This is a genomic window from Mesorhizobium sp. M0011, assembly GCF_040324155.1.
Taxonomy (GTDB): domain Bacteria; phylum Pseudomonadota; class Alphaproteobacteria; order Rhizobiales; family Rhizobiaceae; genus Mesorhizobium.
In genome coordinates this window covers 21,286-41,457 of sequence record NZ_JAMYVQ010000036.1, presented here as the reverse complement: position 1 = coordinate 41,457, position 20,172 = coordinate 21,286, and the positions used below count along the sequence as shown (strand labels likewise).

At 60.5% G+C, this 20,172-nt stretch carries 21 protein-coding genes and 3 pseudogenes; 8 read left to right on the top strand and 16 right to left on the bottom strand.

The window, feature by feature from the left end; genetic code table 11:
* Window positions 1–273: 273 nt before the first annotated feature.
* From queE to queC, 3 genes are read right to left on the bottom strand one after another with little or no spacing between them, the layout of a single operon-like run.
* Window positions 274–1,008, bottom strand: coding sequence for a 7-carboxy-7-deazaguanine synthase QueE (gene queE, locus NKK51_RS28180; protein ID WP_023735817.1), 735 nt, complete (start codon window positions 1,006–1,008; stop codon window positions 274–276).
* A complete protein-coding gene (gene queD / locus NKK51_RS28175; RefSeq protein WP_023735818.1) occupies window positions 1,005–1,361 on the bottom strand; it encodes a 6-carboxytetrahydropterin synthase QueD in 357 nt (118 codons plus the stop codon). Before queD ends, queE begins: the two co-directional genes overlap by 4 nt.
* Window positions 1,361–2,059 carry a 7-cyano-7-deazaguanine synthase QueC gene (queC, locus tag NKK51_RS28170; RefSeq protein WP_023766604.1) on the bottom strand — a complete coding sequence of 233 codons (699 nt, stop codon included), beginning with the start codon at window positions 2,057–2,059 and terminating at the stop codon, window positions 1,361–1,363. Before queC ends, queD begins: the two co-directional genes overlap by 1 nt.
* A gap of 402 nt (window positions 2,060–2,461) precedes the next feature.
* Here queC and NKK51_RS28165 point away from each other — a divergent pair, with 402 nt between their 5' ends.
* Window positions 2,462–2,851, top strand: a complete 390-nt coding sequence (locus NKK51_RS28165; RefSeq protein WP_023735820.1) for a hypothetical protein — start codon at window positions 2,462–2,464, stop codon at window positions 2,849–2,851.
* A gap of 928 nt (window positions 2,852–3,779) precedes the next feature.
* On the opposite strand, the gene NKK51_RS28160 is transcribed toward NKK51_RS28165, so the two are convergent.
* The 6 genes and pseudogenes from NKK51_RS28160 to bluB all read right to left on the bottom strand — a co-directional run bounded on the left by NKK51_RS28160 (window position 3,780) and on the right by bluB (window position 6,915).
* On the bottom strand, window positions 3,780–4,034 hold the full coding sequence (locus tag NKK51_RS28160; protein ID WP_023735822.1) for a helix-turn-helix domain-containing protein: 255 nt from the start codon (window positions 4,032–4,034) through the stop codon (window positions 3,780–3,782).
* A gap of 520 nt (window positions 4,035–4,554) precedes the next feature.
* The gene (locus NKK51_RS32455) at window positions 4,555–4,788 is read right to left on the bottom strand and encodes an SIS domain-containing protein (protein WP_502902510.1); all 234 of its coding nucleotides are present in this window, start codon (window positions 4,786–4,788) and stop codon (window positions 4,555–4,557) included.
* 38 nt (window positions 4,789–4,826) lie between these two features.
* Window positions 4,827–5,381: pseudogene (locus NKK51_RS28155) on the bottom strand (glutamine--fructose-6-phosphate transaminase (isomerizing)); the annotation flags it as partial.
* Window positions 5,382–5,663: 282 nt separating this feature from the next.
* Window positions 5,664–5,819, bottom strand: a complete 156-nt coding sequence (locus NKK51_RS28150; protein ID WP_023766602.1) for a hypothetical protein — start codon at window positions 5,817–5,819, stop codon at window positions 5,664–5,666.
* Complete coding sequence (locus NKK51_RS28145; protein WP_023762808.1) at window positions 5,803–5,979, bottom strand: class I SAM-dependent methyltransferase; 177 nt, start codon at window positions 5,977–5,979, stop codon at window positions 5,803–5,805. The genes NKK51_RS28150 and NKK51_RS28145 overlap by 17 nt, the downstream gene beginning before the upstream one ends.
* A 315-nt stretch (window positions 5,980–6,294) precedes the next feature.
* Window positions 6,295–6,915, bottom strand: a pseudogene (gene bluB / locus NKK51_RS32450) (5,6-dimethylbenzimidazole synthase).
* 730 nt (window positions 6,916–7,645) lie between these two features.
* Here bluB and NKK51_RS28130 point away from each other — a divergent pair.
* From NKK51_RS28130 to NKK51_RS28120, 3 genes are all read left to right on the top strand, one after another.
* Window positions 7,646–8,086: a hypothetical protein gene (locus NKK51_RS28130; protein ID WP_156934443.1), complete on the top strand. Its 441-nt coding sequence runs from the start codon at window positions 7,646–7,648 to the stop codon at window positions 8,084–8,086.
* Window positions 8,083–8,541 carry a hypothetical protein gene (locus NKK51_RS28125; protein WP_023766598.1) on the top strand — a complete coding sequence of 153 codons (459 nt, stop codon included), beginning with the start codon at window positions 8,083–8,085 and terminating at the stop codon, window positions 8,539–8,541. Before NKK51_RS28130 ends, NKK51_RS28125 begins: the two co-directional genes overlap by 4 nt.
* Window positions 8,542–8,995: 454 nt before the next feature.
* Window positions 8,996–9,775, top strand: a complete 780-nt coding sequence (locus NKK51_RS28120) for a Crp/Fnr family transcriptional regulator (protein ID WP_023766597.1) — start codon at window positions 8,996–8,998, stop codon at window positions 9,773–9,775.
* 491 nt (window positions 9,776–10,266) lie between these two features.
* On the opposite strand, the pseudogene NKK51_RS28115 reads toward NKK51_RS28120, so the two are convergent.
* The 7 genes and pseudogenes from NKK51_RS28115 to panB all read right to left on the bottom strand — a co-directional run bounded on the left by NKK51_RS28115 (window position 10,267) and on the right by panB (window position 15,513).
* Window positions 10,267–11,227 (bottom strand): annotated as a pseudogene (locus NKK51_RS28115) (hypothetical protein).
* Window positions 11,228–11,382: 155 nt separating this feature from the next.
* Window positions 11,383–11,784: a DUF2285 domain-containing protein gene (locus NKK51_RS28110; RefSeq protein ID WP_245264243.1), complete on the bottom strand. Its 402-nt coding sequence runs from the start codon at window positions 11,782–11,784 to the stop codon at window positions 11,383–11,385.
* A 67-nt stretch (window positions 11,785–11,851) separates the two neighbouring features.
* Window positions 11,852–12,226, bottom strand: a complete 375-nt coding sequence (locus tag NKK51_RS28105; RefSeq protein WP_352555390.1) for a transcriptional regulator domain-containing protein — start codon at window positions 12,224–12,226, stop codon at window positions 11,852–11,854.
* A gap of 22 nt (window positions 12,227–12,248) precedes the next feature.
* The gene (locus NKK51_RS28100) at window positions 12,249–12,881 is read right to left on the bottom strand and encodes an acyl-homoserine-lactone synthase (RefSeq protein ID WP_023766595.1); all 633 of its coding nucleotides are present in this window, start codon (window positions 12,879–12,881) and stop codon (window positions 12,249–12,251) included.
* Between the two features lie 93 nt (window positions 12,882–12,974).
* Window positions 12,975–13,700, bottom strand: coding sequence for a LuxR family transcriptional regulator (locus NKK51_RS28095; protein ID WP_023735835.1), 726 nt, complete (start codon window positions 13,698–13,700; stop codon window positions 12,975–12,977).
* 92 nt (window positions 13,701–13,792) lie between these two features.
* The gene (panC, locus tag NKK51_RS28090; protein ID WP_352555388.1) at window positions 13,793–14,656 is read right to left on the bottom strand and encodes a pantoate--beta-alanine ligase; all 864 of its coding nucleotides are present in this window, start codon (window positions 14,654–14,656) and stop codon (window positions 13,793–13,795) included.
* Entirely contained in the window at window positions 14,653–15,513 is an 861-nt protein-coding gene (gene panB / locus NKK51_RS28085; RefSeq protein ID WP_023766592.1) for a 3-methyl-2-oxobutanoate hydroxymethyltransferase, read from the bottom strand. The genes panC and panB overlap by 4 nt, the downstream gene beginning before the upstream one ends.
* 173 nt (window positions 15,514–15,686) lie before the next feature.
* On the opposite strand from panB, the gene NKK51_RS28080 reads away from it, so the two are divergent.
* The 4 genes from NKK51_RS28080 (at window position 15,687) to nadC (ending at window position 20,089) form a co-directional block, all read left to right on the top strand.
* On the top strand, window positions 15,687–16,655 hold the full coding sequence (locus tag NKK51_RS28080; protein ID WP_023735838.1) for an NUDIX hydrolase: 969 nt from the start codon (window positions 15,687–15,689) through the stop codon (window positions 16,653–16,655).
* Window positions 16,656–16,722: 67 nt separating this feature from the next.
* Window positions 16,723–17,697 carry a quinolinate synthase NadA gene (gene nadA / locus NKK51_RS28075; RefSeq protein WP_023766591.1) on the top strand — a complete coding sequence of 325 codons (975 nt, stop codon included), beginning with the start codon at window positions 16,723–16,725 and terminating at the stop codon, window positions 17,695–17,697.
* On the top strand, window positions 17,694–19,235 hold the full coding sequence (locus NKK51_RS28070) for an L-aspartate oxidase (RefSeq protein WP_023766590.1): 1,542 nt from the start codon (window positions 17,694–17,696) through the stop codon (window positions 19,233–19,235). The genes nadA and NKK51_RS28070 overlap by 4 nt, the downstream gene beginning before the upstream one ends.
* A complete protein-coding gene (nadC, locus tag NKK51_RS28065) occupies window positions 19,235–20,089 on the top strand; it encodes a carboxylating nicotinate-nucleotide diphosphorylase (RefSeq protein ID WP_352555386.1) in 855 nt (284 codons plus the stop codon). Before NKK51_RS28070 ends, nadC begins: the two co-directional genes overlap by 1 nt.
* Window positions 20,090–20,172 lie beyond the last annotated feature (83 nt).

Genomic DNA, 20,172 nt, shown 5'->3' with positions numbered 1-20,172 from the left:
TGTTGACCGGCGACCGTCGGCCGAGACGGTTCGAAGCGGACCAGACGCGTCTTGGCATAGCGACGATATCGCCCGCTCATGCCCTGCCTGTCAGATCATGGTTGTCGGCGACAGCTCCCTTCGACCTTGCAAGGAGAATGCAAGGTGCCGTGCAAGCGGCTGACAACACTTGGGCCGGTGGCAGAAGTCCGCAAGCACCCCGGCAGCGCGGTCAACGTTGAACCACCCGTTCAGCCGAATATGCCGGTGCAGTTCCGGTGGAAAGGGCCTGGCCTAGACGGCTCTCTTGTTACCCCAGAGCATAACGTGCAGCTGCGGTAGCACGCGGGCTTCGAACCATTTGTCGCGGGTCACGCTGTCAACCAGCCACTCCATGCGCTTCAATATTCCGTCAAGGTCGACGGGCGCGTCATCATTTGCCGGGTGTGGCGGCGTGTGATTGCCGGGTTGCAGATAGATCGGAAGTTGCGGAAATTGCGCAGCGGCGTCTTTCGCGTAGGCGTAGTCCCTTTCGTCGAAAACAATGAGCTTGAGCACGATTTGGGGCTTGCCTTGTGCCGCCTGGAGGCACGCCTCGACAGCGGCCCAATCTGTCGTCATTTGGCTTGACGGCGGCTTTGGGCTGAGGATCAGCACGTCAAGGTGCGCAAACCAGTCCCTGGCAAGCGAACCTTGGGTTTCCAGCGCAAAACGGTAACCGTCACCATGGCCTCGGTCGATGAGCGCGCCGAGCGGCTGGATGGCCGGATTGCCGCCTGACAGTGACACCATAAGCGGGCGGCCACCGGAAAGCGCAAGCACATTTTTCCACACCGCGCCGACGGACATCATCTCCCATTCATGGCGGAATTGATTGTCCACAGCATGCAGGCTGTCGCACCAGGAACAGCGAAAGTCACACCCGCCGGTTCTGACGAAGATCGTCGGCAAACCTATGAGCACGCCCTCGCCCTGGATCGTCGGCCCGAAAATCTCGCTAACGCGGATTGCGGGATGCGTATTGGTCATGGCCGGTATTCCGCCCAGGTTTTCGGCGTTTCGCTCACCCGCACGGCCGCGGTTTCGCTCAGGCGTGCCTTGCACCAGTCGTAGAAATGTCTGGCCAGATATTCCGCCGTGACTTGCTCGTGTCCCAGCACGTCGTTGAGATGTCGGTGGTCGAAGCTCTCGTCGATGTAGCGTTTGAATGGCGCCAAATCGTGGTAGTCGCGCACGAAGCCGTGATCGTCCAGTCCATTCGCTGAAAGCTCCACTTCGACGATGTAGTTATGTCCGTGCAGGCGCGCGCATTGGTGATCGGGTGGCAATGAGGTGAGCTGATGCGAGGCTGAGAAGTGGAATTCCTTGGTGATGCGGAACATTACGCGGTGGTCCTTCGCAGCGCTCCGAGCCAGAAGTCGGAGTCCTCGTACTCGGTTGGGTCCGGGTGCCCAGCGATGTGAAACGCCTCACGCCGCTCGACGCAGGTCCCGCACCTCCCGCAATGACGCTCGGCGCCCTTGTAACAGGACCAGGTCTGCGCAAACGGCGTGCCGTATGTGGCTCCATCCCTAACAATGTCCGCCTTCGTCAGGTTCACATAGGGTGCATAAAGGCGAATCTGCGCGTAGCCGTCGAGCGCGTGGTCCTGCATCATCTGGAAAGCATCGATGAAGGCCGGACGGCAATCGGGATAGACAATATGATCCCCACCATGCACGGCCGTCGCCACCGCGTCAGCGTCTTGCGCTGCGGCGAGGCCGAAGGCAATGGCCAACATGATGGCGTTCCGGTTGGGCACCACCGTTACCTTCATCGTATCTTCGGCATAGTGCCCATCGGGCACGTCCACATTGTCGGTCAGCGCGGAGCCGGAAAGGCCGCCGCCGATCTCGTGGATGTCGATGATTCGCTGCGGGACGCCCAGGCGCTCCGCGCAAAGGGTGGCGAAGCCCAATTCCTTCCTATGCCGTTGGCCGTAATCGAACGATAGCAGGCCGGTAAGCTGGTGCTCCGCTGCCACCTTGTGAGCAAGAGTAACGGAATCCAATCCGCCGGAGCAGACGACGAGAGTCTTCATCGTTGGGTCCTTGTTTTAACCGGGTAGGCTGCGACCGGAGATTTCTCTGCGCTCCAGTACTTCAGGAAAACCATTTTGTGAAGTGAACGGAGACCAGTTTCGTGCGCTTGCGTGCGGTGCGCAAAACGCCCTCGCGGTGAGCTGGAAGGACACGGACTGGTGAGACGTCACGCTTCAGCGGAATGCTCAAGCGAACGCTGCTCGCGGACAAAGTTCTCGACGAGCAGAGCCTGGCGGTTCCGAGCGCCGAGGGACGCCACTGCAACGTTGCAGGGTACAAGGAGCCCGGATGGCTTGCCGCAAAGATGACCGGCAAACCCTGAATAACCGGTGATGAGCCGACATCTGTGAACAAGCGGTGTGGTCGATTGCAATCACCCATGTCTTGCGCACAGGTACCTTATGTCAGTGGATGAACTGAACTTGATGGTTTTACAGATGGCAGTCGAAAGCGTCCGCTCGCTCTCGTTGAGCTTCGCTGAAAAAGCCGCCGAGATAGCCACCAGGAGCCGCGGCATCCTGCTTTTCGACGTGCGGATCGACGGTGACGCGCAGGTCCAGCGGGTCGCTGCCATCCGATATCACGGCGGCCAATTCGGCGTGCTGGCGTTGGATGTACACGGCCTAGTTACCCACTATTGCATCGTTAACGGTATGTTCTCACATTACATTGCGTCCTTGGAGAGCTGGCACAGGATGCCCCTGTCGATGCAGGCCAAGATGGATGCCAACGGCAATGCCCGTCTCTTCGTAGCCGCGTTGCGGGATGCCGGACATATGCTGGGCACCTAGCATTGGGCGAGAATGCATCTGTGAATTTTGCATGTGCGTCACTGCGATGGCGCCGGCATGATCGTCATGCTCCAAAACGGCTGCGGCCCCCCGCGAAGCGGTCGCCGCGATGATGGTGATCAACGGCGTTGCATCGATGCGAGCGTTTAGACAGAGGTCTCCTCCTGGCATCGAGCGCATGCAAGGAGCTACGCAAGCGCAACTGCATCAAGTATTTTGAAGGGACGACCTCGTGCATGGAGCTTGCGCTGCATACGGGCGGCGCGAGCCGCGTTGCCATCCAGCAGAGAGGGTGCTTGCGGTACTCTCAATGACCCGAGATCGCAAATGGACGTGGGTAAGCACCAGAACTGGCAACACCCATGGTGGTCCGCTGGACTCGCTGGAGGAAGCACAAGGTGTCGGCGGGCAGAGCGCAGCGAGTGCCTACCTCGATCTTTCTAGAAGCGCGCCGGCAGCCTGGGCGGGGGGGCTTGGGGTTAGACTGCCGGCGCACGCCACTCACGAAGAGCGGCCCCTTTTCGTGGTTCGAACACCCATAGTCAACCCGGAAACGTCAGGATGCCCGCCATGTTATTTTCAGAGCGGCGCGATGCCGGCCATGTTGGCCGATTCAGCCTAGGAGTAGCCACTCTCGTAGGCCGAGTTGATGCTCAAGCGCCAGCATCGCCTCGCCGAACTACCAAGAGTTCGCCGTTACAATCCTTCGTCGCGAGCCGATGCCCTCGTGCACGTTTCGTAGCACTCCGGGCGGCTACATCGCCTTGTTGTTCGCGAGCCCATGTGAAGGGTTCCTGCATCGGAAAGTTGACGAGATTCTCTTGGCGGTACTGCGCCAGAGGCATCCCAACGGAATCAGCGTCTACAATCAGCCGCAAGCTTCACATCACAAGAGCGGTAGTCCACCCATTGCGGATCATCCGACTGATCAGGCGGCGTCCGAAATGTGCGACTCTGCCTCAAGGATTCCCACAGGTATGGAAAGCGATCTCGCTATCCGATCCCGATATCCCTTGTTGTACCTCAGACCTCGCTCGATGTTTTGAATTTCCTCAGCGGCAAGCCCGCTCGCGACCGTCAGGTCCTCGATCGAATACCCAAGGTGCTCACGATAAGCGCGGACGATGTGGGTCCCCTGCGACATAGCCGTCAAGACTGGTTCGGGAATGCGCGAATCGTTCATAAACATCTCCAAGAACATGGGAGCTCCCTCGGGAGATACCCCCCCGGCGGCGCAGACCAAGCAAATCAAAAAATGGACGTCCATTCAGCCGGACCGGCTTCATCCATGGAATGGGCCGCCTGAATTAGGAGCTGGATCGGAATATGGCGGCTCACCTCCTTCTAATCAAGAAAGCCAACGGCGAGAATTATTCGCGAAGGATCGCAGGTCGGATGCGCTACAGCCGATCAGGCCATCTCAGGAGGGGGCCCTGGAACTCTGAACACCAACTCGAACTCCCGGTACGGACACTGCTTCCTTCGGCCAATCTCCACCGGCGGGGGAGCGAAAGACCCACTCTTGAAAGCCCCCGGCTGCGTGCTGACGTCGGCTCTAGGAAGCTCGATCGCCCTGTGCCCCGATCGACCGGCCGAAAAAAGGGATTCCAAATTCCAGCAAACACTGGTCATCTGGTTTTCATCCGGATCCAGACAAAGGGTAGCTTTCCATCGAGAGCTTCGCCATCTGTACAGGTTCACAATCATTCGACCGTGACCGATTTTGCGAGATTGCGCGGCTGGTCTACATCTGTCCCCATGAAGAGCGCCGTGTGGTAGGCAAGAAGCTGTATCGGCAGCGAGAAGATCATTGGCGCGATAATCTCGTCGACTACCGGCAGCACGAGCGTGTGCATGGTGTCGAGTTTCGATGCGGCTGCCCCATTTTTATCGGTGATGAGGATAATCCGCCCTCCACGGGCAGCCACTTCCTGCATGTTGGAGACGGTCTTGTCGAAAAAGCGGTCATGGGGCGGCCGTCGCCGTGACCGATCGCCAGCGGTGGTCCGTTGCGCGCCGCCGTGATGGTCGACGGTTCATCTTCGAAGAGGATGGCAAGCGCATAGGCGCCCCTGACGCGTTTCAGCATGGCACGCGTGGCCTCTTGCGGCCTCATGCCCTCGCGGCGGTATCTTGCCAAGAGATGCCCAACGACCTCGGTGTCAGTGTCGGTCTGGAACTCGGCGCCATCCGCCGCCAATTCCTCCTTCAGCTCGGTGAAATTCTCGATGATGCCGTTATGGACGACGGCGACACCGTCGGTAAAGTGCGGGTGCGCATTGCGTTCCGTCGAGGCCCCGTGGGTTGCCCAACGCGTGTGGCCGATGCCGACTTTGCCGCTCAGCGGCTCTTCCTTCAGTCGCCTCTCGAGATTGACGAGCTTGCCCTCGGCGCGCCGGCGGTGCAAGGCACCGTCGATGATCGTCGCAACGCCGGCGGAATCATAGCCGCGATATTCCAAACCCTTCAACGCGCCGATCAACCGATCCGACACCGGCTGTTGCCCAACGATGCCAACAATCCCGCACATGTTCGTCTCCGCATTTTTGCGGGCAGCATCAGCCCACGCGAGACGGATACCCATCCGGCCGCTTTAAGTGGCGGCCTTGTAGTAGTATTCCATGATATTGGTACAATTGATTGTAGTGATCACTACCATCCGCCCCATGGATAGGTCGGCTGCTGTGGGGACCTAAAGTTCTATTCGCGCCTGACGCTCTTATGACAATCGCAGACTCACCCGCGGCAGGATCACGGCCTCAGAAACGGCCAGCAGGCCTTGGACAGTGGACGGACGACCGGCCTGCGAGCCCTAGTCAGGCGGTCCGGCATGTAGAAGCATTGTGCCGCCGACTTCGGCATCGGCGATGGTCTGTCTCGGCGACAGCCTGAGTTCGCTTCGCGGGCCGCGCGGCTCGCCCAGGACCGTCGTCGTCTGCGCGGCGCCGGTGTCAGTTGACGATGGCATAATGCCCGCCGGGGGCGAGCGCCTCGCGCACGGCACGTGCCAGCCGCGGTCGGTCCGGGACGCCATGGAAAGCGTTGGCCATGAAGACGAGGTCGACGGGGCGTGACACCAGAGTAGCGAGTTCATAGGCGTCGCCGGCGACGAATTCGCAATTGGTCACGCCGGCGCCGGTAGCGGCGCTGCGTGGCCTCCAGCTGGTCGGCGTCGATGTCTATGGCGACGACATGGCGGGCGACCGTGGCGATCGGCACAGCCGTCGCCGCAGCAGAGGTCGACCACCTCCATGCCCGGCTTCAGCCCGGTTGCCGCCAGCGCCATCTTCGCTGCGGTCCGGTTTGTCAGTGCTCTTTCCTGGCCTTGGCAAGAACACGAACTTCGGCTTCGGTCCGGAATGGCAATGTACCCCGATGGCGAAGGGCGACCCGATCTGCGTCAAGCTCATCGCCAGGGAAGAGACGAAGTGATGGGCACCCCCCTACCGCTGATTACCACCGGCGGCCGCCTCGCGTTCCAAGGTGGGCATGTCGTGCTCCTCGCAGGCTAGCCGAGGCAGAAATAACCGATCAGCGTCCACTCGGGCGGCGTGTCGAGAATCTCGGCCATCTCGGTCACATCGAGGATCGACACCCAGCCCATGCCGATGCCTTCCGCCCGCGCCGCTAGCCACAGTGTGTGCACCGCCATGACGGCCGAATAGTCGATGGTCGCCGGCATGGTTATGCGACCGAGCCCAAGGCCTTGTCCGGTCGTGCGGTCGGCGAAAACCGCGAACTGACAGGGCGCCTCGTTGAGACCGGCAAGCTTCAGCCGGGCATAGAGTGCAGCGCGCTCTCCCGAAAAGCACGTGAGCGCCTCGGCATTGCAGCGTTCGAAGCAGTCTCTCACCGGCGGTGCGCCGCTCGAGGCTGTCGACCACTACGAAGCGCAAGGGCTGGCTGAGGCCAACGCAGGGCGCAATGCTGGCGAGCTCGAGCAGCCGTTCCAGCTTGCCCTCCGGCAGAGCCGTCGGCTCGAAGCGCCGCACATCCCTGCGCCAGCGCAGCAGCGTGATCAGCCCGGCCCGAAAATCGTCGGCGAAATCGGGAGGTGACGGCATGGCGGTCTCGTTCGGGGCTAGGGATTGCAGTAGGGAGTACGGTGTGGATTGCCAGCTGCCTATTGCCCAAGCTGGCTTGTTGCGTCCGACAAGCGCGCCATGCGGCCCTAACCGCAAACGATAAAAAAATGTTTCCTGGTGGGCGGCGCTATTACGATGCAATCCAGCAAACCAGTTTCGATCAGCTCGCATGGCGGTGAATCATGTGCCAGGGCCTTTGCTAAATGCGCCATTGACACTCAGGCGCACCCGTATCGCTCACCAAGCCTCGGAATGCGGAGAACGTCGGCCTAGAACGCGGCGACGGCGACAGGCGTCTCAGCTTGCATATACTCGTTCCTGCCGCACCGCCTGTAACTCATTTTGCTTCCGACCACGTCGGCCTCGATGTCCCCGAAGGTTCCCCAGGTCATTCGGCAGATACCATCGTCTGACGTCATAGCGCCGGACCAGCACCAGCTGCCCAATTTCATGGGCATTGCTGAGCTTCCAGTCGCCCGCAGTTTCGCCTTCCACCAGTGTCAGGCATCACCCAATTGGGACTCATCACTCTCACAGTCAATTCGCGGTTGACTTATTTGTCTCCGGCGAAGTGCGACAGCTGCTCGTATCCAGCAGCGTGAGCGATAGTTGATCAAATGCTGCCAATGAGTTTTGATACTGCAATCTTTAGACAGCCGCCTACCATGAATGTGCCATCGCGTTTCGGCGATCGAAGGAGCGAAGCCGGGTGTCCAGTCGTCACTACATATTCCCGGAGAACAGCGAACCTCTGCGGCTATCGCGGCGGCTTGTAGAGGGAATGATCTTCGGAAAGGACGCTCTCCCGCAATACGCCGGCACACGCCAGCGGGTCGTCTCGGTGATAGTTGAGAACGAAGGCACCGCGCCGAATCGGATTCTAGATGCCCAAGGAGCCTATTGGGTTTTCGATGCTGCGGGCGATATCCGAAAGGGCCTCACACGGTCGACTAGCGACATTATGAGCGCCACCTTCAATGATTCCGACAACAAGGGAACGGTGGTGGCACTTCAGCCAAAGCTCTCCAAGAAGAGGGCTGAGGAGGAGCACCGCTGGGTAGTGGGCAAGGCCGAACTCGACAGGATTGCCGCAGACATCTGGCCGAAGGTGAAGTCGGACAAGATGAGATCCGCGCAGGGGGTTCGGTGAAGCGACCGCCGCTTACCTATGATGCTCGGCACGCACTCGACGAGGCTACCGCAAATCTGTGGAAGATTTCGCACGCAGTAGCTGAACTTAAGGAGCCTAGCCTGAAGGGCTTTGCCCATGAGGCTCGTTCGAGAGGTGCCGACCGCCCGGAGCACGAACTTCTCTACCAAGCCATCGCCCAATTGGCAGATCAGCGACTCGAAATTCTGCGACGTCGCAGGACCGGGAAAGGCGTCTGGTATGCCATAGTGGGCGTAATAAAATGGAACGGCGACCACGTAGGCCAGAGCGTAGCCAGGTTCCACGAGAAGTGCGAAGGAAAGCGTTCAGCGGTCGTCGCGGCGAGAAAGCTTCTCGCCGAACATGCCGGTGAATTCGCGGAAAACATGACTGTGGAGGCCGAAGTGCTGACTGACCTTGAATGGCAGGGCAGGCTCCCTGAAGTAGAAGATTGAGGGTCGCGCCATGGCGGGCTACTTGATTTCGGTGTCGCAGATGCGTGGCCAAAGACCGACACATGCTGCCAGGCATATGCATCTGCGGCGGGTTTGACTTTTGATATTGGGATAGGCAGGAAGGCCGCTTGCTGTACAGACGAGCTTATCGGCGAGGTCGAGAATCCTAGTACCGGTCAATGGTAGTGCATCCACAGCAGTCTGATTTCGACAGCCGTCGTCGAGCCGGAGTGCGCACCGCCCTGTGCGGTGAGGCCTCCGTAAGGTCTGGGTATCTGAATGCCGTGTTAGCGCGGGCGCGCCAAACCTTGGCTCGCGCCGGTCAAGGCAGTTAATCAAAAAAATGGGACATCCGGGGTTCGCAGGCATACAGTGTGCCATCGACGGCAACTCTAAGGGCGTCCGTCGGCTGTGAGCGATCAACATGCTTCCGCCCCAATAGGGAGAGGGAGCTATGACAGACTCCAGTTCACAAACTCACACTGCCGCGCAACGCGACACCCGCCAAAATTCCATCTATCGCAATTCGCTGCTGCTTCGAATGTGCTCGGCAGATTTGGCATTGCTGCAACCTCACTTGGAAAGCGTCTCCCTTGGACTGAAGACGCATCTCGAAGTGGCGGGGTCACCAATCAGAACCGTGTACTTCTTCGAGAGCGGTCTCGGGTCAGTGGTGGGCGAACTGCGGCCTGGTATTGAAGCTGAGATCGGAATCATTGGTTGTGAGGGCATGACCGGCTCAGCGCTTATCATGGGCGATGACCGATCAACGCACGATTGTTACGTGCAATTAGAAGCCCGCGCCTTTGTTATCGACGCGGGCCTCTTCACCAAGGCGCTTTTGACAAGCCCAACCCTGCGAACTTTTCTGCTCCGCTACGTTCACTACTTTCACCTCCAGGCAAGCTTCACCGCGCTCAGCAATGCCCGGATGAACATCGTCGATAGGCTCTCAAGATGGCTGGTGATGTGTGATGATCGCGTCGACGGAAACCGCTTGGCGATTACGCACGAGTTCTTATCAGTCATGCTCGGTGTCAGGCGGCCCGGCGTCACCATAGCGCTGCAAATGTTAGAGGGGCAAGGTCTGATACGATCGATGCGAGGAGAGGTCGTTATCCTTGATCGCACGCGTCTGATTGCGCTGGCTGACGGGTCGTATGGCAGGGCTGAAGCCGAATACGCTCGGCTAATCAGCCAACTGCCTTGGCCGCAGGCGCCTGATCGCCAATGAATGTGCTCGAACAGGGAGATGGCCGATCTCCTGCATTGAGGCCATGTCCGGGTAAGCCGCCTAAACAGAGCCTTCACCGCCGACGTTGTCGAGCATCAGATCCAAGACGAAGCTGTCATGCCGGCACCGCTGCATGCGCCGCCCCAGGGAAACCGCCCCTCGCATCCATTCAGGATTCCGAAGCACGATACGGCTGTGCACCACCTTCCGGCCACTGCAAAGGGGACCCGAGATGACTCGGTCCGTAAAGGAGGTTTTCGAAGAGCATCTGAGGCGATATCGAGGAGGATCTTGGGGCGCACTGCCGTCTAACCTCGATTAAGCAGGCATTCATGCGCTGGTTGGAGCAATGGCGAGACTCATTGCACCAGCCCAGTTCAAGGCATGTGCGGACAACCGCTTTGGGCGCCGAACAGATCGATTGGCGGCATAGCCTTATCTTGCCTCACAAGACTTGTGGTCCGGGAAGGCTGTTTCGGGACTTTTCGAAATCAGCGGATCACAGGCTCGCCATGGAAGCGGCGGCGTGATGGAGGAGAAACCCCGAAGCCAACTTCCATCATCAGCCGTGGCCTGTGCGCCGGCACGGTGCCCATATGGAACCCGAACGGATCCTCGACGAAACCGAAACCGGCCTCGCCGGTCAGCGTGACCGGGCTCTGCTTGCCGTACACGTCCAGAATCTCTTGCGCGGGATGGCGACGACAAGCGTAAGTTGGTGCTTGAGGGCGCGGCGATCATGGCTGCCGCGGACATAGACATGCGGGCCGGTCCCCTCGTCGACGGGCACCAGATAGAAAAAGAACTTCAGCATCCGCCAGTCGTCCAGATCGAAGTGGTATTTGCCGAGCGAAGCCAGGTTCTTGTCGGCGTCCGACGCCTGGCCGGTCGGGAAGCTCCACCAGACGCGCGTTGTGATCAGCGTCGCCTGGCCGCCGAGATAGTGCGCGGCAATATCCATGAGCAGCGGATCGTTTTGGATGGCAACGGCCAAGTTACAGCCCAGAATGCGCTCGAAATAATGAATGACCGCTGAGCAACGGACGGCCAAACCGCGCCTCAGCCACCGCATGCTCCGCCGGCATGAGTCGTGCCGAAACAAGGTGTGCACCTGGCGAATGCGGCTACATCTTCAGCCACCATTGTTGGCAGGACGAGGCCGGGAAAAAGCCCATCCATTCGCAGCGCGTCGACAACGTCCTGGCAATTGATACCGGCAAACATCGTGTCCTGGGCTCTTTGCGACCTTCGGACCGGCTTTGCACCACGCCAGTGCATTCTCCGTGCCGGCATGGTGCGCGCCAACATGAACATGGGCAGCCACGCCGGGTTCTCGCGAATATCCGACAGGTAGGTCGGAATGCGTACGGCTATGCGACGCAGCATGCTGCCGTTTCGCGCGATCGTCTCAAGGCTTGCCGCGCCGGCTTTGTCGGGGTTCATAACGGTCATCGGGATCCTCAAGGCATGAATGCACTCATCGACGAAGGTTGGGTCCCAGTGCTTCGCCGCGGAAGAACTAGGCGCTTGCCACGTTTTGTGCAACGCACAATTGCACTCAGAAATGGAGGTTGCGCGTTCGAATAAGACAATCGCAACCGCCCCAATTACCTCAGGAACTGTCTGTAGCCGCCGCCCATCAGGTAGCGGCCACGTTGGATGGCGCGACGTACCTGATCGCGAAGATGGCCACCTGGATGACGCCAATCTTCTTCGACGCGGCGTGTCCCGAACAAGGCAATGGCGACCTCCTGATGAGATGCTCCGGCAAGCGAGCCATCCAAAGCCTGGAGTACGATACGCAGACGCGCTCCGCGGTGTTCCGGCGGAAAGCAAGCAGCTGACAGGCGGGCGCAACCATTGACGTGGTTCAAGAACTGAAGGGCAGCGACATGGAACTTGAGGTGCTGCGGCTGAACGATCGCGTCGACATATAGCCGCAACGGGCGGAGGACGGACGCACCGGAAACGGCGATCTGCAGACTCCGGCAGTTCTCCCTCAGCAGCACGTGCTGCACGCCCGCAGCTGTCAGCAGGATGTCCTTGCAGCATGAGAGCGAAGAAAGGTGAAGCGGTTCAAAATCGTGGTCGAGCCCAAGCGGCTCCGCGGCCGCTCGTAGAATACAGGCGCAATCGCGCGGATCCCAAAAGACCCTCGCCGATGTAGCGTCCGAAAGTGGCGCGTCGGCGAAAAAGAAGGCTCCATTGTCTTAGGAGAGCTGATCCTGTCGTCAACTCGATTGTCTGCATGTCGCCTTGGGGTCCGACAATGCAGGCGTACGGTGCCATTTTGGCGTGGTCGCGCTGGAATTGTGGATTGCGCCGAAGAAACTCCCAGGCCCAGCCAGTGCGTGGCAATCGTCTAGCATAGTGGTAAGCGTCGTGGCGACGCCAGTCCGGCCAGCATACAAGGCCGACCGTCGCTTCCTTGGACAGACCAGCATCCTTCATGGCTCAGGTGTCCACTATGGCGCTATGCCGACGGGCCTAGAACCGGTTGCCACAGTACCGGTCCAATCAGACGTCCCCTGCTGCGGATGCGCAAAAGGCTCGCGTGGGAAATCTCGAGAAACCCAGCCACCGCCTCCGTTTTGCCGACGCATTTGGGTTCTCCGATGCGCGACAATGGCCACGTAGCCAGGCGGAGGATCCGCTCCATGCGCGTATCCGTCACCGTTACTATCCGGGTCAGATCCTTGGCCAAGCCGAACTCGATCATGCCCGCGAAGAGCTCGTAGGTCGCCTGGGCCAGCCCGCCCGCAGCCTTGGGCGCCGACGGAGGAAGATCGAGCGCGAAACGACTGCTCTCCCATATGTCGGTGGTCGAGGGCACGACGTCAGCACCCAGCAGCACCGGGAACGTGTCGCGCAACATTGTGGGTCCGGTGCTGGGCAGAAGACGCACGCAACCGCGAATTCGCCAGTCGGATCCTTTGAGGAGCAGATAGACGGGCTTCAGAGCATCAAACGAATCGGATTCCATCTGGTCTTCGGTATCAACTTCCCAATCGAGCCTTTCCTTGAACACCCGAAACCTGAGCCCGTGCATCTCTTTGAGTTCGCCTGCAAACTCGTTGTAAAAGTCTGGTGTTATCAGTTGCATCATGGTCGCCTCCATGTGGGATGTGTTCCCGCCATCGAAAGGCAAAGCTGACAGCGATGCAGCCTGTAGAGGTTTACAGGTATCGTGGCTGAAGAATCAGGATCTCGTCTGGCCGGAGGCAGCCATGCGTGCAACGGCCTGGTTGATCGTTCGAACGCCAAACTTTGCCTTGGCGTTTTCCAAGTGAAAAGTCACGGTGCGCTTTGAGACGCCGAGAAGCTGGCTGATATCCCAAGCCGACTTGCCGCGCGCCGCCCATTTCAGGCACTCGAACTCCCGCGGGGTGAGCGTTACACCATCCACCACGCGATCATCGGCGAGCCTGCGCCGGACATGGATATGAAAGTTGATGGCCACCAGCTGCAATGCTTTTTCGTAACGTGCCAGTGACCGCAACAGAAGCGGACGGGACTCGTCGGAAGCAAAGGTCAGGGCAGCAAACCGGCCGAGATGATCATGCATGGACATCGTCAGGCCGCCGCAGATGCCAAACTCAGCCGCACTCTCCAGAATTTGTTGCTGCGAATTCGGCAGACAGTGTCGAGCGCGGTCCACACCCCAATCGAATGTATCCCAGCCTTGCAGCCCGCGCAGGATGACCGGATCAAGACTGTGGTACCGCTGTTGCAGATAACGTGATGTCCAGGATGAAGGATAGTTTGAAATCAATTGGGGGGCGTCGCCGGAGGCCGACGGGTAAGTGAAATAGGCGAATAGCGGGAAGTCGAAGCCGGCTGCAGCGGAGGCCATTGCCTCACAGAGATCGGCAGCATCAACACTTGCAGACAGTTGCTCGACGAAGTTCTCAAACACGCGATGCATTTGCCCTGTGCGTAACCTCCGTTCGCTCAATGCCAGGCAGAGACCTTGTTTTAAACGATCCCGGACGGATACAGCGCGTGCCGAGAACGTGGCTAATCTGTTGAACCAATCCGAAATAGTCTGACGTTGTCTATGAGACGTGTGCCGCCGAGCCAGGCCGCGGCAAGCAACCGTGCCGGTCGATCAAGGCTTGGCATCGGGTGCAGATCTGCCTCTTCGCGAAGTTCCAGGTATTCGACCTCGCGATAGCCTGCAGCCAGAATTGCTGCGCGAGATTCTGCAAGCGTTGGCAGGACGGGTGAGCCGCGCCCAAGCCGCTCAGCCGTCTTGAGCAGGACCGATGATAGCTTGGGAGCAACAGCGCGTTGCGCTGGCGAGAGCCGCACATTGCGCGATGATAGCGCAAGACCGTCGGCTTCACGGACTGTCGGACAGGCAACAATGGTGATTGGAATATCCAAATCCCGGGCCATGCGCCTGACCAGGTGAATTTGCTGAAAGTCCTTTTCGCCAAAGAAGCCGAAGTCAGCGCTGGTTTGCAGGAAGAGCTTGGCGACGACGGTCGCCACGCCATCGAAATGTCCCGGCCGGAAGGCACCGCACAGGCCCTCGCTGACACCGGACACCGAAACGGTGGTGGCGAAGCCCGCCGGATACATCTCCTCTGCATCTGGCGCATAAAGCAGGTGCGCGCCAAGCGGTGCCAGTTTGGCGGCATCCTCGTCCTCGGTGCGCGGATACGCGGCAAGATCGGCCTGGCTGTTGAATTGCTTCGGGTTTACGAAGAGCGTCACGATCACACGGTCTGCCTTCTCGAGTGCAGCGCGCACCAGGCTGAGATGGCCCTCATGCAGGACGCCCATCGTTGGCACCACGGCAATCCTCACGCCCTCGCGGCGCCATGCGGCGACGATTTCGCGAAGCTGGTCAGCGCTCCTGACGATCGGCACGCTCACGCTGCTTCTCCGCTTTTGGTGGCTTGCGTGTCGGCGGGCGTGGGCGCATCGGCAAACACGTGCTCGGCGGCCGGAAACTGGCGCTCCTTCACCTCGTGCGCATAGGAAGCGATCGCAGCCGCAGCCGCCTCCCCCAGTTCAGCATAGCGCTTGACGAATTTGGGTCGGAAGTCGCCGAAGAGGCCCAGCATGTCGTCGACGACGAGAATCTGGCCGTCACAGGCTGCCGAGGCACCGATGCCAATGGTCGGGGCCGCCACCTCCCCCGTGATCCGGCGGGCGAGCGCCTCAGGAACCTTCTCCAGGACGATCGCAAAGGCGCCCGCTTCGCTCACGGCAAGTGCGTCGCGCCTGATGCGCTCGGCATCCCCGCCCCTGCCCTGCACGCGGTAGCCACCGATGGTGTTGATGGCCTGCGGCGTCAAGCCGACATGAGCCATGACCGGCACGCCGCGTGCGGCGAGGAAGCCGATCGTCTCTGCCATCGTTTCGCCGCCTTCGAGCTTGACGGCCGTGCAGCCGGTCTCCGCCATGACGCGCGCAGCATTTCGGAAAGCCTGCTCTGGGCTTTCTTCGAAGGAACCGAACGGCAGGTCGACGACCATCAGCGCCTGCTTGATGCCACGGCGAACCGCCTGGCCATGCGTGATCATCATCTCCAGCGTGACACCGAGCGTCGAGGGCAGACCGTGGAGAACCATGCCGACGCTGTCGCCGACGAGCACCACATCACAATGGGGATCGACAAGCCGCGCGACTGGGGTGGTATAGGCGGTAAGGCAGACGAGCGGCGTCCCACCTTTGCGCGAACGAATATCCGGCGGTGTGATCGCCTTGGTATCACCAAACGCGCTCAATGGATCCTCCTTCCCCTACGTTACCAACCGCGGGTGTCGCCTTTCGCACATTTTTGTGCAGGTGCGAAGAGCAAAAAAATGGCCGTGCAGCTGTGGGGTGTTGACGTGCCGACAGGCGCGCTTACACTAAATCGATTAAGTGCCCCCCCGAGCTGGCAAACCAATTCGCGAACATGGACGATCAGGCAATACGACTCAGGAAAGACAGAGCCGCCGTGAATGCCGACGACGTCAAAGTGGACCTGATCGCCTTTGTGGTCGCCGTAAACGACAGTGAACCCTGTGTCCTCACCATCGGCCAGGCGGACACCTTGCCCTCCGGTCCCTTTGCGCTTGAGCACCGATCGCTGCAATCCGGCTTGAGGGGGTGGGTCGAGCAGCAGACCGGCCATCGGCTGGGGTACATTGAGCAACTCTACACGTTCGCTGATCGGGATCGCATCGGCGCCGAGCGCCAGCAGCGCGTCATCTCCATCAGCTATCTTGCATTGACCCGCAAGGAACAGGCAGCGGGCCCGCCCAAGTGCGGATGGCAGAGTTGGTATGAATATTTTCCATGGGAGGACCATCGCTCCGGCACGCCTCCGGTCGTGCTGGATGTTCTGCGACCACGCCTGATTGAATGGGCAAACGGCGTCCGCGATGCGGCCACGCGACGTGAACGCTGGCAGCGGGCGACGATAGCCTTTGGCTTCGACGACCGCCTTTGGAACGAGGAACTCACGCTGCAACGCTATGAGTTAGTTTACGAAGCAGGCTTGGTCCAAGAGGCCGTAAGAGGGCGGGACGGGGCGCCCCCTCCGCTGGTGCCCAGCAAGTCCATGGTCGCCGATCATCGCCGCATCGTGGCGACCGGCATTGCGCGGCTGCGCTCCAAGATCAAATACCGGCCGGTCGTCTTTGAGCTGATGCCGACGGTCTTCACGCTTTTGCAGCTGCAGCGAACCGTGGAGGCGCTCGCCGGCAGGCTCATCCACAAGCCGAACTTTCGCCGACTGATCGAACAGCAGGAACTGGTCGAGGAGACCGGAGAGGCCACTACTGAGACCGGCGGCCGGCCAGCGAAGCTTTTCCGTTTCCGCCACGCCGTTCTCGACGATAGGCTCATCGCCGGGACAAAATTGCCGCTGGCGCGGGGTTGACATCCCTTATACTCACAGCAAGTATATGCTGGTTATTTTCAATTAGAGTATAAGCGGGAGAGGGTTGATGAGCGCCATGCTGCCTGCGGCCGCGTTGCTCTACGAGCGCGTCCGGCGAGTGATCCCGCCGATCGAATGGCCGGCTTTCGTCGACGATATCGAGGCGATCCTTGCACTGAAGCGCGAGCGCAACGCCATCATCCTGGCGCACAACTATCAGACGCCCGAGATTTTCCATTGCGTGGCCGACATCGTCGGCGACAGCTTGGCATTAGCCCGCACGGCTGCGACGATCGAGGCGCAAGTCATCGTGCTGGCCGGCGTCCATTTCATGGCCGAAACGGCCAAGCTCCTTAATCCGGACAAGACCGTGCTCATTCCGGATCTCAGCGCCGGTTGCTCGTTGGCGGAATCAATCACGGCAGAAGACGTGCGCTTGATGCGCCAGCGTTATCCCGGCGTTCCGATCATTACTTATGTAAACACGTCGGCCGAAGTGAAAGCCGAGTCGGATATCTGCTGTACATCCGGCAACGCCAAGGCGGTCGTCGAATCCCTTGGGGTTCTCCGGGTGATCATGCTGCCGGACGAATATCTGGCCCAGAATATCGCCGCCCAGACCGATGTACAGATCATCGCCTGGAAAGGGCATTGCGAGGTGCATGAGCGCTTTACACCGGCCGACATCCGCGAGTTGCGCGAAAGCCATCCCGGCGTGGTCGTGCTCGCCCATCCCGAATGCCCGCCCGACGTCGTGGCTGAAGCAGATTTTTCCGGCTCGACGGCTGCCATGTCCGACTATGTCGAAGGGCAAAGGCCGCCACGTGTCGTGCTGATGACGGAATGCTCGATGAGCGACAACGTCGCGTTAGCGCACCCAGAGGTCGAGTTCATCCGGCCCTGCAATTTGTGCCCGCACATGAAGCGGATCACGCTTGCCAACATCCGCACGGCGCTCGAGCAGAACCAACATGTCGTAACCATCGAACCCGGGATCGCCGGGCGCGCGCGGCTTGCGGTCGAACGGATGCTGGCAGTTTGAGCGCCGACCTCCGCAGCTTCTTCGGGCGTCCCATCATCATCGGCGGCGGCATCGCCGGACTGATGACCGCGCTTCAACTGTCGCCGGAGCCGGTGCTTCTTCTGTCAAGGTCGCTGCTGGGAGCTGACAATTCGAGCACCTGGGCACAGGGGGGTCTGGCTGCAAGTTTCGGCGAAGACGACGAGCCGGCAATGCACCTGGCCGATACGCTTGCTGCCGGGGATGGTCTCTGCGACAGAGACGTGGCGAGCCGCATCCTCCAAGCCGCGCCCAAGGCGATAGAGGGGCTTGCGGCCTTTGGGGTTCCCTTTGACCGCACGCCGAAAGGATCACTGTGCCTCGGATTGGAGGCCGCACACAGCCGACGTCGCATCGTTCATGCGCATGGGGACGGCACCGGGCGTGAGATCATGCGTGCCCTGATCGCGGCTGTGCGTTCCACTCCGTCGATAGTTGTCGTGGAGGGCGTGGAAGCGCGCCGGCTGGCCGTGCGAGAGAATGCGATCCGGGGCGTCTGGGCGAGCTGTTCGATCGGACCTTTCTTCTTCGGCTCACGGCGGGTCGTCCTCGCCACCGGTGGCATCGGGGGACTGTTTCTCGACACCACGAACCCTTGGGGAAGTTGCGGACAAGGCCTTGCACTTGCGGCCCGCGCTGGAGCTGTCCTAGCCGACCTCGAATTCATCCAGTTCCACCCGACCGCGCTTGACGGCCCGGAACGCCCTATGGCGCTGGTCAGCGAGGCTGTCCGAGGCGAAGGTGCTGCCCTGATCGATGAAACCGGCCAGGCTTTTCTCCAGAGCGTGCCAGGGGCGGAACTTGCGCCTCGCGATGTCTTGGCCCGGGCCGTGTGGAACCATCTTGCGGACGGCCACCGTGTTTTTCTCGACGCCCGACAACGGCCTGGCCCGGCATTCGCTCGACATTTCCCGACAATCGCATCAGCCTGTCGTGGAGCGGGCATCAATCCCGCCCGCGATCTCATCCCCATTCGGCCGGCCCAACACTACCACATGGGTGGCGTTGCAGTGGACAGCTCCGGCAGAACCTCCGTCAAGGGGCTGTGGGCCTGCGGCGAAGTCGCTTCGACAGGACTGCATGGCGCCAACAGGCTCGCCAGCAATTCCTTGACAGAAGCCATCGTGTGCGCCCGCTGGGTCGCTGAAAGTGTCGCCGGGACGCCTGCGCGCAGAACAAGGCCTGCGTTTGCCAACGTTTACCCACCGCCCGCTCCGATACGCGTGCGTGTTTTCCTGTCGCGCGCACTCGGCATCGTCCGGGATGGTGAAGGTTTGAAAGCAGCCGCGCGTGCCTTATTGCCGCTCGCCGAAAGCAAGGATGCGGTCTCGGATCCGGCGGCTGTCGGGCTAATGATCGCGGTTGCCGCCTTGTTGCGCGAAGAAAGCCGCGGCGCTCATTACCGGACAGATTTTCCTCATCATGCGACTGCCGCCCGACGGTCCGAAATCACCCTCGAAGCCGCCTTGGCTACAGCGCGGGGACTCGGACACTCGCCAAGTCTCGAAGGGCCGAAGTGATGACACTTTCACCGCTACCCACGGTCGTGCTTGAGCCGCTTGTACGGGCAGCTCTTCTTGAAGATCTTGGCAGAGCCGGCGACTTGACCACGCAGGCCATCGTCCCGAAGGAATACCAAGCGGGAACCGTGTTGGTGGCGCGACAGTCCGGAGTTGTCGCCGGCCTCGATCTGGCGATGCTCGCTTTCGGCTTGATTGATCCTGCTGTCGAAATCTCGGTGGAGCGCGCAGACGGCTGCAATGTCGTGGATGGAGAGATCATTGCATCAGCGGTTGGCCCGGCCCGGGCCATTCTCACAGCCGAAAGGACGGCACTCAATTTTTTGTGCCATCTGAGCGGCATCGCCACGGCAACGGCATCGATCGTCGCTGCGGTTCGTGGGTATGGCGCGAAGATCGTCTGCACCCGCAAGACGACGCCCGGATTGCGGGCAGTCGAAAAGTATGCCGTGCGCGCAGGTGGCGGGTCCAATCACCGCTTCGGTCTGGACGATGCAATTTTGATCAAGGACAACCACATCGCCATCGCAGGCGGCGTCCGCCCAGCGCTCGAGCGAGCACGAAGAGCGGCCGGTCATCTCGTCAAGATCGAAGTCGAGGTCGATACTCTGGCCCAGTTGGAGGAGGTACTTGGCTTCGCTCCCGATGCGGTTCTGCTCGACAACATGTCCCTCCCCGATCTTCGCCGCGCCGTCGCAATGGTCGGTGGCCGCGCTATCACCGAGGCTTCTGGCGGGATCACGTCCCATACAGCGCGGGCGGTTGCCGCGACCGGCGTTGATCTGATTTCGGTCGGCCGACTCATCCACAGCGCGCCGATCCTGGATATCGGCCTCGACCATCGGGGCTCATGATTGTCTGAGTCAGGATTGGGTCAACTGTCCTCTCCGATCGTCAACAGTCAGATAGCAAAGACCCCGCAAGACAGACCGGAGGA